We start from the raw sequence: 12,720 nt of genomic DNA, 5'->3' as shown, positions 1-12,720 counted from the left end.
TGTTTGCCAAAGCTGGAGTTTGGCGATGGATAAAATCACCATTGAACAAGCGCGAGCAATCGCTTCGGAAAATTTAAATGAGGATCATAGCTCGGAAATCGTTTTGGTTCCGGGAAAGGAACGTCAATATCCATTCGGGTGGGTCTTCTTTGGCGCCCCGAAAAAATTCTTGGAAACCGGTGACCTGAAATATGAGGTTCCGGGTCTTGGCCCTCTCGTGGTGGAGTTCGATGGCAGCGTCCACCCTCTGACAACATCCGGATCGCCCGATTCAGTGGTCGCAGCCTATTTGCAGTCATGGCGGGCGCGCCAGGAGCGTCGAAATACTCCCTGATTGTCCGGCCGTCCGCCGGACTGGAGCGCCGTGAAAGGTGAAATCAGCCAAGCGCCTTACGCAACGCCCCGATCAGCCTGTCCGTCTGTTCCGCCGTCCCCACGGTGATGCGCAAATAATCCGCAATGCGCGGCGCATTGAAATGCCGGACCAGCACGGCCCGCTCGCGCAACGCCTGCGCCAAGGCGGCGCCGCCAAAAGCCCCGTGCCGCGCAAACACAAAATTGGCGCTCGACGGCAAAACCTCAAACCCAAGCTCCACCAGCGCCGAAGTCATACGCGCGCGCTCAGCGACAATTGTCGCCAACCCCGCCTGAAAATAATCGTCATCTTCGACCGAAGCGATGGCCCCGGCCTGGGCGATGCGCCCGACCGGATAGGAATTGAAACAATTTTTCACACGAGAAAGCGCCTCGATAAGCCCGGCGTCGCCAATCGCATAACCAACCCGCAATCCCGCCAGCGCCCGCGACTTCGAGAACGTCCGCACCACCAGCAGATTGGGAAACTCCGAAATCAGCGGAATGGCCGTCTCGCCGCCGAAATCGACATAGGCCTCGTCCACCACCACGGGGATCGAAGGATTGGCCGCAACCATCCGCGCCACCGCGTCGCGCGACAGGGCAATTCCGGTGGGCGCATTGGGATTGGCGAACACGATAGCCCCAGCCGAGTTCCGACAAAAATCGTCCACCCGAATCCGCATGCCCTCATCGACCGCCGCCGTCTCATAGGCAACGTCATAAAGCTTCGCCCAGACCGGATAGAACGAATAGGTCACGTCGGGCGCAAGCAAGGGACGGTCGTGCTTCAGCAGCGCGACGAACACATGCGCCAAAACTTCGTCGGAACTGTTGCCGACAAAAACATTTGACGGCGCCACCCCATGATACCGGGCCAGCGTCTCCCGCAAGGCGACTGACTCCGGATCGGGATAAAGCCGCAAGGCGTCGCCCGCTGCCGCCTGCATGGCTTCCACCGCGCGCGGCGAGGGCGGAAGAGGCGATTCATTGGTGTTGAGTTTTACAAGCCCCTCGATGCGCGGCTGCTCGCCGGGCGTGTAGGGGCTCAAACCGCGCGCCTTGTCGCTCCAGAAATCCATCGTCCCATCCCGTCGCGCCGCGAAAAAAAGCGGCGACGCCCCCCGTTTAGAAAAATTGCCCGGCCTCGTCAAAGGCGCGGCGACAGCCAAAGGAGCCAAAGTGTCGGATCGACTGCAAATGTTCATCCCCCTGCGAAAGGCCGATGCCGCCCAGCGGCTGGTTTACGGCTACGCGACGGCGGAATCCCCCGACCGCGCCGGCGAAATCTGCGATTACGCCAGCACCAAGCCTCAATACCAGGCCTGGTCCAAAAATTTCGCCAAGGCCACCGACGGCAAGAGCCTTGGCAATGTCCGCGCCATGCACGGCGCGGTGGCCGCCGGAAAAATCGCCTCGATCCGCTTCAACGACGCGGAAAAGCGCATCGAAATCGCCGCGAAAATCATCGACGACGACGAATGGCGCAAGGTGGAGGAGGGGGTTTATACCGGCTTCTCCCAGGGCGGCGCCTATCTGAAACGCTGGCCCGACCCGGAAAATCCCGATCTCGTCCGCTACACGGCCAGACCCAGCGAAATCTCGCTGGTTGATCTCCCCTGCCTGCCGGAAGCCAGTTTTGAGCTGGTCAAGGCCGACGGCGCCAGGGAAACCCGCGCCTTCGCCCACAAAACCCCGAGCGCGCTGAGCGACTGGCTGCGCGGCAACATCGAGAACGGCGCCCCGGCCGCCGAGATTATCGGTGATTTCTTCGACGCCATCGTCCACGACCTCAACGCCGATCCGATCCACGACGACGGACTGACCGAACTGCTCGCGCGTCTGAAGACCGAAGTGGTCGTCGCAATGCAGCCGCGCCCGGCGCAAAAATTCTCCGCCGACCCGCGCGTGGAAAAACTGAGCGCCGAGACGGACGCGCTTCGAAAACTCACGGCGGACCTGCGCCCGAAACTGGCGGAACTCGCCGCCCGCGTCGAAGCGCTGGAGCAAACGCCCGCGCCGCCGCCGCTCATCCCGGGTTACGCCGCCGTCTCCAAGTCGAACGAAACAGGGCTCGACGCGCTCGCGGCGGAACTCGCCCGGCTTTCGCCTGCCAAAGCCTCGCTGGTTCTCATCAAGGCCGCCCAGTCCCAACCGAAGCGCTTCGGTTGATCGTCGAAAAATTCGCAACAGAGAAAGCAAGTCCATGACCGCAGTTCAGAATGCGCTCGAATTGAAGGAAGCGATCCGGAAGTCGCAGATGAATCCGCTCAACGACCCGCGCTTCGCCAGCCTGGAAAAATCCACCTTCGCCGAGAGCGCCTCGGCGACCACCGGCCTCACCTATTACGACCTTGAAGCCGGCGCCAAACTGCTGTTCCCGGTGCTGACGCCGCTGCGCAACTCCATCCCGCGCGTGTCCGGCAAGGGCGGCGTGCAGGCCGCCTGGCGCGCCATCACCTCGGTCAATTCCTCCGGCCTGCGCATCGGTGTGTCCGGCGGCAACCGCGGAGGCGTCGCCGCCATGACCACCAAGGAATATGTCGCCAACTACAAGGGCCTCGGCATCGAAACCAGCGTGGACTTCGAGGCCCAATACGCCGGCCAGGGTTTTGACGACCTCCGCGCGCTTTCCGCCCAGACCGGCCTCGAAGCCCTGATGATTGGCGAAGAGGCGATGATCCTAGGCGGCAACGGCTCCATGGCGCTGGGAACGACTGCAACCCCGACGCTCGCCGCCTCGACCACCGGAGGCTCGCTCGCAACCTCGACCCTCTCGGTGATCGCCGTGGCCCTGTCCCACGAAGGCCTCATCAACGCGTCCGTCAGCTCCGGGATTCAGGCCTCGATCACCCGCACCAACGCGGACGGCAGTTCCGACTCCTTCGGCGGCGGCGCGGCGCGGAAATCGACCAACGCCACCGTCAGCGTGACTGGCCCCACTGGCGCCGTCACCGCCTCCGTCACGGTCAAATCCGGCGCGGCCGGCTACGCCTGGTTCTGGGGCGCGGCGGGTTCCGAAGTGCTCGCCGCCATCACCACCATCAATTCCGTGGTGATCACCGCGACCGCGACGGGAGCGCAGACGGCGGCCTCGCTGCCGGCCGCCGACTGGTCAGTCAACGCGCTGGCCTTCGACGGCCTGCTCACCCAAGCCTTCAACTCGGGCTCCGGTTCGCTGATCGTCACTCAACCCGATGGCGTCGCCGGAGCCGGCACGCCGCTGACAGCGGACGGCGCCGGCGGCATTGTCGAAATCGAGAACGTGCTCAAGGCCAACTGGGACAATTACCGCCTGTCGCCGGACGAGGTCTGGGTCTCCTCTCAGGAAGCGATGAACATCTCGAAAAAGGTGCTGTCGGCCGGCTCCAACGCCGCGCAGCGCTTCCTGTTCGACGCGCGCAACGACGCCTTCGCCGGCGGCGTGATGGCGACGACCTACAAGAACAAATATTCGATGGCCGGCGCCAAGTCGCTCGACATCAAGATCCACCCCAACATGCCCGCGGGCACCATGCTGTTCCTTACGCGCCAGCTGCCTTATCCGCTGGCCAATGTCGGCAATGTCATCCAGATGCGCACCCGCCAGGATTATTATCAGATTGAGTGGCCGCTGCGCGCCCGCCGCTACGAATACGGGGTTTATGCCGACGAAGTGCTCCAGCACTATTTCCCGCCGTCCATGTCGGTGATCACCAATATCGGCAACGGCTGACCCTTCGCATCACCTCTGGCCCTCACCCTGAGGAGGCCCGAAGGGCCTTCTCGAAGGGCGAGGGCCCTCGCCCCGCCGCCTTTCATAGGACAAATCCCCAATGAAGTTTCAGGCTCCCCCCGGGGTCGCCGCGCTCTCCTGCGCGGGCGAGGAAATCATTCCCGACGCCCAAGGCTATTTCGACGCGGACGAAGTTCTCGCGGGCGATCTCCTCGCCCACGGCTGTGTCCCGGCGCCCGCCGCCGAACCGCCGTCGCCGCAAACCAAGACCAAACGGAAAGCGGATTGACCATGGCGCGAGGCGATCTTGTTTCCCTGAGCGCGCTCAAAGCTCATCTCGGCGTCCAGTCCAGCGCCGACGACATTTTGTTGTCCAGCATGATCAGCCAGATCAGCCGGGCGATTTGCACCTGGCTCAATCGCGCCTTCCTCTGGCCGCGCGACGTCACCGACATTTTCGATGGCAACGGCCGCAACCGCATCCAGTTGCGCAACTGGCCCGTGGTCTCCGTCGCCTCGGTGAGCATCGACGGACAGGCGATCCCCCAGTCGACCGATGGCCGCGGCTTCGGCTGGCTGCTCGAACCCGGCGACGACGAGCCGCCCGGCGCCATGCAGATGATCATGCTGCGCAGCGGCGTGTTTCCGCGCGGCTGGCAAAATGTGACCGTCGCCTACCGCGCCGGCTACCAGATCAGCAATGAGCCGCGAACAGTTCCGGTCGCCCCCCCGCGGATCTCCGCCGCGCAGCCCTACGGTCCCTTCGCGGTCGATTGCGGCGTCGCCTACGCGTCGGGCTCAGCCCTCACGCCGGTCGCAGCCAATCCGGCCCAGGGCCAATATGCCGTCGACGCCTTCGGCGATTATATTTTTGCACCTGCGGACGCCGGCGCGCACGTCCTCCTGAACTACGGCTACGTACCCAACGACCTCGCCTCCTGCGCCCTTGAATGGGCGGCCGACCGCTACCGTCACCGCGACCGGATCGGCATGGTCTCAAAAAGCCTCGGCGGCCAGGAAACCGCCGCCTATCGCATCACCGCCATGCCGGATTACGTGCAGCAAAGCCTGCGCAGCTTCGGCCGCATCATCTCGAACTGACATGCTGGACTTCAGCCTCGAAGGCGCCGCCGAACTGTCCGCCAGTCTGGCCGCGCTTCCCGACGACCTGCGCGTCGCGCTCGCGGAAAAGATGGACGCGCTGGCGCAGGACATTTACGCGCAGGTCGTCGGCGTAAACTTGAGCGGCGGAGCGCTCAACACGCGCAGCGGCGTCCTGCGCAATTCCATCCAGTTGCGCCGCGCCGACCAGGACAATGCGCTCTCCGTCGAAATCGCCAGCGACGGCAGCGCGCCCTATGACGCGATCCACGAATATGGCGGCAAGACCGCCGCCCACGAGATCATCCCGGACAAGGCGAAAGCCCTCGCCTTCATGTTCAACGGCAAGCAGGCTTTTGCACGCCGCGTCAACCATCCGGGATCGCAAATCCCCGAACGCTCCTACCTGCGCTCCGCGCTCGCGGACAAGAGCGCCGATATCCAGCAGGCCATCGCCGACGCTATCGCCGAGGCCGCGAGCCGAGCAAAGGACGGTTCATGAACGCGCGCGAAACCATCATGGAAGCTCTGTTCGCGCAACTGGCGCAAGCCCGGTTTTCGGCGCCGATCAACGCCAACGACACATGGGCGACGCTGTCGCGTCGCCTGAAGTTGTGGAGCGATGTGTCCGCCGCCGACCAGCCCGCGCTGTTCGTCACCGAGCACGCGGAAAACGTCGCCTTCTTTTCTGAAAGCCTGCCGGGCAAGACCACGCTCAACGTCGATCTGTTTGTCTACATTTCGGCAGGCCAGGACCCGCAAGCCATTCCCGCGCGCGATCTCAACATCGCGCTCGACGCGCTGGAAGAGGCGCTCGCGCCGCCCCCCGGCTTGGACCGCCAGACCCTTGGCGGCCTCGTCTATCACTGCCGCATCGAGGGTCGCATCGTGAAGGACCCCGGCGACCTCGACGGACAGGGCCTCGCGATGGTCCCGCTCAAAATCCTCGCGCCGTAAGCGCCATCACAAGGAGCAATGTTTCATGCCAAGCACAACTTCCGTCGCTTTCGGCTCGGGCGTTCTCATCGCCACGCCGTCGGGCGCCAACGCGACGCCGGTGCAGTTCGGCGCGCTCCAGGACGTTACGCTCGATTTCAGCTTTTCGTCGAAACAACTTTTCGGCCAATACCAGTTCCCCATCGCCTTCGCGCGCGGCGAGGGCAAGATCACTGGCAAGGCGAAATTCGCGAATATAGACGGCCCGCTCTACAATTCCTGTTTCTTCGGACAGACGCTGGCGACGGGCCAAAAATTGTGGGCCTATAACGAGGCCGGCGCGGTCGCCTCCTCCTCGCCTTACACCTATGCAACGGCCAACGCCGCCGCCTTCGACGCCGATCTCGGCGTTGTCTATGCGTCGAGCGGCCTCGCCCTCACCCGCGTCGCCACCGCGCCGGCCGTCGGCCAGTACACCCTTTCCGCCGGCGTCTACACGTTCAACTCGGGCGATTCCGGCAAGGCCATTCTGGTCTCCTATTCCTATACGCAGACGGCTTCCGGCTCCGGCACGCGCGCGGTGCTGTCCAACAAGTTGATGGGGGCCGCGCCGACGTTCCAGATCGATTTCTATCAGACCAACGCCAACACCACGGCGGGGCAATGGTCGTTGCGCCTCTATAATTGCGTCTCGACCAAGTTGACGGTCGCCACCAAGATCCAGGATTTCGGCATCCCCGAGTTGGACTTCGAAGCCTTCGCCAATGCGGCGAACAATCTCGGCGAAATCAACACGGCGATCTGACATGCGAATTGATCCCAAGATAGATTGCGCCAAGGCCCCGGTTGCGGCCCTGGGCGGCCGGGAATTCTTCATTCCCGCGCTGTCCTTGCGCCAGGCGCGCGTGGTCGTGCCCGGCCTGCTGAAACTGTTGCCGCGGCTGAACGCCATCCAGGCGCGCATCGGCGCCGGCGATCCTCTCGCGGCGGCGCAAATGGAACAGGACGATTTCGACCTGATGATCGACGTCGTTCACGCCGGCCTGTCGCGCGCCCATCCCGATTTCACCCGTGAAGACCTGCTCGATCTCGAAGCGGGTTTTTCGGACCTCGCCGGCGCCCTCGCGATCATCGCGAAGCAGACCGGCCTGTTCACGCCAGGCGAAACCGCAACGCCGGGGGAGTAGGCGAGGGCGCGCCGGATTTCGACCGGATCGTCGCCCATTACTGCCAGATGTCCGGCGAAGCCTGGACCGACGCGCTGGAAGACGAACTCACTTTCGCGCGCGTTTTCGCTCGTCACGCCTATTGGCGCGAAAATCCGCCAACGCCGGCGCTGCTGGTGATGATCGCCGTCGGCATGGGCGTCTGGCGCCCACAAAAGCAGCCGGAGAAGGATTTAGGCGCCTTGCGCGCCCTGTTTCCCTCCGGCCGTTTCTAAAACTTCGGGTGACCCATGGCCGATTCAAATGTTTCGATCTCCTTCGGCGCCGACGTCTCGGGCTTCCTCGGCGGCGTCGCGCGCGTTTCGGCCGCCCTCCAGCAGTTGCCCTCGGTCGCCAACACGTCCCACCAGGAAATCGCCCGCGCCAGCCTTGTGGCGATCAACGGCGAGATCGCGGCGGAGCGGGCCGGGCTCAGCCAAAAGGAGGCGCTCTACAGAGAGCTGACCAAACTGAAGATCATGAGCGGCGGCGAGCGCGTCGCCGCGACCCAGGCGGCGCTCGACTCCGAATATGCCGCCGAGCGCGCCCTGCTGCAGAAGGAGTTGCAGATCGACAATCTGCGTCTGCCGCAGCGCCAGGCGGTGCTCAGCCGCATGATGCTGCTCGACCAGCAATATGCGGCGAACAGCCAGCGCCTGATGCTGCAATCGGTCCAGCAAATCGTCGGCCCGTGGAATCATATGATCGACGCGATGTCCTCGTCGATGTCGTCCTCGCTCGCCGGCATGATCACGGGCGCGAAGAATTTGCAGCAGGCGATGCGCGCGGTCACGACGGCATTGGTCAACCAGTTCGTCAAGATGGGCGTGGACATCGTCGCGGACTGGGCGAAGAAGCAGCTCGCCATGGCGGTGCTATCTATCGCCGCCGAAGGCCAGAAGACGGCCGCGGCCAGCGCGGGCGCCGCCGCGCGCTCCGGCATTTCCGCCGGCGAGGCGGCGGCGGGACAGGCGACGATTTTTTCGTCGGTGCTGCGCAGCATCATCGCGTCCGCCTCGGAGACTTTTGCGGGCGTGTTCGGCTTCCTGTCGCCGATCATGGGTCCCGCCGCCGCCGGGCCGGCGGCCGCCGCCCAGGGCGCGGTCATGTCGGTCGCCGCCTTCGATATCGGCGCCTGGTCGATCCCGCATGACCAACTGGCCATGGTCCACCAGAACGAACTTGTCATGCCCGCCGCCGAGGCGAGCGCTTTCCGCTCGATGCTGTCCAGCCAGGCCGGCGGCGGCGGCGCGCCGCAAGGCGGGGCGAGTAGCGTCCATCTCAATGTCAGCGCCCTCGACGCCAGCTCGGTCAAGAACTGGCTCGGCGCCAATTCTCGGCAGATCATGAAAGCCATGGATCAGGCCGTGCGCAAGGGCGACCACCTCGGCCTCCGTCGTTTGGCCCGCTGAGCCATGGCGCAGATTTTCGGTGTCTGCCTGCTCCCGGCCTCGGGCGAGTTCACCTACGACACGCTGCCGGCGCAGGGCAAGAAATCCGAGGCGAGCGCCTATTCGCCTGTCAACACTTACTGCGTCCCCGGCGGGACGAAATCGGACTATTCCTACGCGCTGGACCAACTCGCGGCGGCGCATCCGGAATGCCAGACGGTGGCCCTGGTCTGCGCCTGGTTCGGCGATTCCACGGACGCCGCGGCCTGCAAAATTTATCCTGCGACCAACTACGTCGGCGGCGCCTTCCAGTCGTTTGTCAACAATGCCTGGACCGCCTCGAACTGGCAGGTTTCCAGCCTGACGCAAACCTCGTCTGGTCTCATTCCGATCTCGGCCGAAAATGGCGCCGCCGTCTATGGCGGCACGCCCTCCGATCAAAGCGTGGTTCGCTGCATCCGCGATTTGCGCGCGAGGGGCTATCGCGTCGTGTTCTACCCCTTCATCCTGATGGATGCGCCGGGAAAACCCTGGCGCGGCCGCATTGGATTCGCCACCGATCTCACCGCGGCGACAACGCAGGCCGTGCAAAAATTCCTCGGCGCGGCAACGCCCGCGCAATTCGCGCGCGACGCCACAAACCTCACCGTCGCCTACACCGGCTCGCCGACCGACTTCACCTATCGCCGCTTCATCCTGCACTACGCCAACCTTTGCGCAGTCGCGGGCGGCGTCGATCTCTTCTTGCTCGGCTCGGAATTGCGCGGCCTCGAAATCTTGCGCGGGCCAAACTGGACGCGCGCCGGAAGCACCGACGCCAACGGTCGCGCGCAATGGGATTATCCGTTCGTCGCCGGCCTGAGCCAGCTCGCGGCCGACGTGCGCGGCATATTCGACAGCGCGGGCTTCGCGCGCGACGTCAGCAACTACAAGAACCTGATCGCCTATTCCCCGGACTGGTCAACCTGGAACGGCTGGCAGCACCCCGGCGCCGACGGTCAATGGCCGCATCTCGACCAATTGTTCGCGTCCCAAAACATCGACCTCGTCGCTCTCGACAATTACATGCCGCTCTCCGACTGGACGCTGGGCGACGGCGGCCTCGACTGCCACAACTGGAGCGCCCCCGCGCCCAAGACCTGGCCGCCAGCGCCCACGGAAATGAACGGCCTCGGCCTGCCCGGCCAGCCAACCCTGCGCAACGCCAATTATCTCGCCGCCAATATCGAGGGCGGTGAGGGCTACAACTGGTTTTACTACAGCAGCGACACGGACGGCCTCGGCCTAGACCCGCTCGGCACCGACCAGCGCTGCACGCGTCCGCTCGGCGATCGCCTCACGCAAACACGTCGTCCCTTCGCGGCCAATCAGCAATTGCTCATGCGAAAAGGCCTGCGCTGGTGGTGGAACAACACGCATCGCGCCATCTACGACAATGGCGATGGAACCGGCTGGAGCCCGCACGGCCCTGATACGGCCTGGGTCCCCCAGTCAAAGCCAATCGTCTTCGCCGAATATGGTTTTGCCAGCGTGGATCGCTGCACCAACCAGCCGAACGTTTTCTATGACGCAAAATCGAGCGAAAGCGCGACGCCGTCTTGGTCGCTGTGGACGGGATCGATCGGCATGGGCTGGAAGCCCCTGCGCGACGACGCGCTCGCGGATCTCGCCTTGCAAACCGTGCACGATTACTGGACCGCCCACAACGCAACCTCTTCCACCGGCGTCCCGATGCTCCTCACGTCGTTCTGCTGCGCCTGGAACTGGGACGCGCGTCCCTTCCCGATCTTTCCGCTCGATACGGACGTCTGGGGCGACGGCGGCAATTGGGCGACAGGCAACTGGATTGCAGGCAAGGGACCGTCCGCCGCGCCGCCAACGCCTGACGCTCCGCCCGTGGCGAAAAACCATGTCGCCTTTCCAATTCTCAACGAGAAGGGCTGGAGCGCGAAATACAAACCGTATTTCGTCACCCGCATTCACACCCATGTGACGGGCCGGGAACTTCGCGCCGCCCGGCGTATCGCCCCGCTGTATGACATCGAGCTGAATTTCGATCTCCTGCGCGGCGATGCTTTAAACGCCGAGTTGCAAGCGGTCATCGCCTTTGTCGCCGCCCACGTCGGCCAAGCGCAGGCATTCCTGTTCGCCCCGCCCCAAGACCTCGGGCAGGTCACGAGCGCCCCGGTCGGCGCCGGCGACGGAGAGACCAAATCCTTCGTCCTGATGCGGGTCTTCGGCGGCTTCACCGAAACCGTCCAAGCGCTGATCGGTTCGCCGACCGTATACATCGACGGCGTGGCGCAGCCCGTAAGCGCCTATGCCGTGTCGATTCTGCCGGCGACGCTCACCTTCGTTGTCGCCCCCTCGGCCGGCGCCGTGGTGACAGCGGATTTCACCGCCGCACATCTCGCGCGCTTCGTCGATGACGCCGTGGAGCTCGAACAGTTCATGGCGGATCTCTGGGAAACAAAAAACCTCAAACTTGAAACGGTGCGCGCGTGAGCCCTCCCATCTTCCCAACCCTCCCCGGTCAGGGGTGGAGCGTTAAGAAGACGCCGACATTTTCGACTCGCGTCGCCTCGCATACTTCGGGACGCGAAGTGCGCGCGTCCTTTTACGCCCACGCGCTCTACCAGTTCGAGCTCTGCTTCGATGCGCTGGACTCCAGCGGCGCTAACGTCAGCCTGCAAGCCAAATCCCTGCAAACTCTTATGGGCTTTTGGATGTCCTGCGGCGGTCAGCAGGGTACGTTTCTCTATGTCGATCCGACTGACAACGCGGTCACTGCCCAGGCCATCGCCACCGGCGACGGCGCCACCACACGTTTCGTGCTCGGTCGGTCGATCGGCGGCTATTACGAGCCGGCGAGCTATGTCACGTCCATCGCCACCATCAAGGTCGCGGGCGCGGCCACCTCCTCCTACACGTCCACGGCGCCGAACCTCATCGACTTCACGACGGCTCCCGCGAGCGGCGCAATCATCGCTGCAAGCTTCGCTTATGCCTTCCAGTGCCGGTTCCTGGACGACCAGGCCGAATTCGAAAACTTCGCCTCCGGTCTGTGGACGATCGGCGGTTTGAAATTTCGTCAGGTGCGCTGAATGAAATCCGCTCCCGCCGCCCTCATCGCCTACCTCAACGGCTTGCGTCCGACATCGGACGCCCCGCTGCTCACCGCCGAATGTTTTACGATCTGGCTGTCGACAGGAACGATCCTGACTTACACCGATCTCGACACGCCTGTTTCGCTGAACGGTTTTACCTATCTCGCCAACTCGGTCCTGATCTCCGGCCTGAAATACATGGCGAGTTGCGGCGTCAACGTCGACAGCCAGCAGGTGATGATTTTTGCCCGACCCACCGACACCATCGGCGGAATTCCGTTCCTTCAGGCGGTCCAGCAGGGCTTGCTCGACGGCGCGGCGATCCAGCGCGAAAAGGTCTTTTTCAGCGACTGGAGCACGCCGATCGGCTCCGTCATCCTGTTCAAGGGCCGCGTCGCCCAGATCGACTCGATTGGCCGCGTCAGCGCGCAGGTCACCGTCGCCTCCGACATGGTGTTGCTGGACATCGATATGCCCCGCAACGTCTACCAGGCCGACTGCCAGCATGTCCTCTACGATGCGCAATGCGGCCTGGCGGCGGGAACCTATTCGACGGCGGGCGCGGTGGGCGCTGGATCGACGCAGACCGCCATCATGTGGAGCGCCTCCGCGCCGGAATACCAGCAGGGAACCGTCGCCTTCACTTCCGGCGTCAACACGGGCGCCAATCTGACGATCAAGTCCGCTGGCGAAGGCCGCCTGGTCCTGTCTTATCCGCTGCCTTATCCGCCTGCGGCCGGCGACGCCTTCGTCGCCACTTACGGCTGCGACCGCACCATGGGGACCTGCAAGGACCGTTTCAACAATCTCTGCAAGTTCAGGGGCTTTCCCTATGTGCCGCCGCCGCAGATCGTCACGGGACCGCTCTCGTCGGTCACCACCGGCAGCGCCAAGGGCGGCAAATAGGAGGC

At 64.0% G+C, this 12,720-nt stretch carries 15 protein-coding genes; 14 read left to right on the top strand and 1 reads right to left on the bottom strand.

Features of this window, described 5'->3' with window-relative positions; translation table 11 throughout:
* The first annotated feature begins 25 nt into the window (after window positions 1-25).
* On the top strand, window positions 26-334 hold the full coding sequence (locus GJ654_RS10020; RefSeq protein ID WP_196305500.1) for a YrhB domain-containing protein: 309 nt from the start codon (window positions 26-28) through the stop codon (window positions 332-334).
* Between the two features lie 43 nt (window positions 335-377).
* On the opposite strand, the gene hisC is transcribed toward GJ654_RS10020, so the two are convergent.
* Window positions 378-1,436, bottom strand: a complete 1,059-nt coding sequence (hisC, locus tag GJ654_RS10015; protein ID WP_155446016.1) for a histidinol-phosphate transaminase — start codon at window positions 1,434-1,436, stop codon at window positions 378-380.
* A 100-nt stretch (window positions 1,437-1,536) separates the two neighbouring features.
* On the opposite strand from hisC, the gene GJ654_RS20785 reads away from it, so the two are divergent.
* The 13 genes from GJ654_RS20785 to GJ654_RS09950 all read left to right on the top strand — a co-directional run bounded on the left by GJ654_RS20785 (window position 1,537) and on the right by GJ654_RS09950 (window position 12,715).
* Window positions 1,537-2,526, top strand: coding sequence for a hypothetical protein (locus GJ654_RS20785; protein WP_196305499.1), 990 nt, complete (start codon window positions 1,537-1,539; stop codon window positions 2,524-2,526).
* Window positions 2,527-2,560: 34 nt separating this feature from the next.
* Window positions 2,561-4,069, top strand: coding sequence for a hypothetical protein (locus GJ654_RS10005; protein ID WP_155446015.1), 1,509 nt, complete (start codon window positions 2,561-2,563; stop codon window positions 4,067-4,069).
* Window positions 4,070-4,169: 100 nt separating this feature from the next.
* Entirely contained in the window at window positions 4,170-4,358 is a 189-nt protein-coding gene (locus GJ654_RS10000; RefSeq protein WP_155446014.1) for a hypothetical protein, read from the top strand.
* A 2-nt stretch (window positions 4,359-4,360) separates the two neighbouring features.
* Window positions 4,361-5,170, top strand: a complete 810-nt coding sequence (locus GJ654_RS09995) for a head-tail connector protein (protein ID WP_155446013.1) — start codon at window positions 4,361-4,363, stop codon at window positions 5,168-5,170.
* Between the two features lies 1 nt (window position 5,171).
* Window positions 5,172-5,672: a hypothetical protein gene (locus GJ654_RS09990; RefSeq protein ID WP_155446012.1), complete on the top strand. Its 501-nt coding sequence runs from the start codon at window positions 5,172-5,174 to the stop codon at window positions 5,670-5,672.
* Entirely contained in the window at window positions 5,669-6,127 is a 459-nt protein-coding gene (locus GJ654_RS09985; protein ID WP_155446011.1) for a hypothetical protein, read from the top strand. Before GJ654_RS09990 ends, GJ654_RS09985 begins: the two co-directional genes overlap by 4 nt.
* A 25-nt stretch (window positions 6,128-6,152) precedes the next feature.
* Window positions 6,153-6,911, top strand: coding sequence for a hypothetical protein (locus tag GJ654_RS09980; RefSeq protein ID WP_155446010.1), 759 nt, complete (start codon window positions 6,153-6,155; stop codon window positions 6,909-6,911).
* Window position 6,912: 1 nt separating this feature from the next.
* Window positions 6,913-7,293 (top strand): hypothetical protein, encoded by a 381-nt coding sequence (locus GJ654_RS09975; protein ID WP_155446009.1) that lies wholly within the window; start codon window positions 6,913-6,915, stop codon window positions 7,291-7,293.
* A gap of 47 nt (window positions 7,294-7,340) precedes the next feature.
* Window positions 7,341-7,547, top strand: a complete 207-nt coding sequence (locus tag GJ654_RS09970) for a hypothetical protein (RefSeq protein WP_155446008.1) — start codon at window positions 7,341-7,343, stop codon at window positions 7,545-7,547.
* Between the two features lie 15 nt (window positions 7,548-7,562).
* Window positions 7,563-8,723, top strand: a complete 1,161-nt coding sequence (locus GJ654_RS09965) for a hypothetical protein (protein ID WP_155446007.1) — start codon at window positions 7,563-7,565, stop codon at window positions 8,721-8,723.
* A 3-nt stretch (window positions 8,724-8,726) separates the two neighbouring features.
* Window positions 8,727-11,207 (top strand): baseplate megatron protein TIM-barrel domain-containing protein, encoded by a 2,481-nt coding sequence (locus GJ654_RS09960; RefSeq protein ID WP_155446006.1) that lies wholly within the window; start codon window positions 8,727-8,729, stop codon window positions 11,205-11,207.
* Window positions 11,204-11,806, top strand: coding sequence for a DUF2460 domain-containing protein (locus tag GJ654_RS09955; RefSeq protein WP_264586220.1), 603 nt, complete (start codon window positions 11,204-11,206; stop codon window positions 11,804-11,806). Before GJ654_RS09960 ends, GJ654_RS09955 begins: the two co-directional genes overlap by 4 nt.
* Window positions 11,807-12,715 (top strand): DUF2163 domain-containing protein, encoded by a 909-nt coding sequence (locus GJ654_RS09950; protein WP_155446005.1) that lies wholly within the window; start codon window positions 11,807-11,809, stop codon window positions 12,713-12,715.
* Window positions 12,716-12,720: the final 5 nt, after the last annotated feature.

The organism is Rhodoblastus acidophilus (genome assembly GCF_009720655.1).
In the GTDB taxonomy this organism is placed as follows: Bacteria; Pseudomonadota; Alphaproteobacteria; order Rhizobiales; family Beijerinckiaceae; genus Rhodoblastus; species Rhodoblastus acidophilus_A.
This window is presented reverse-complemented; position numbering and strand designations above follow the sequence as displayed.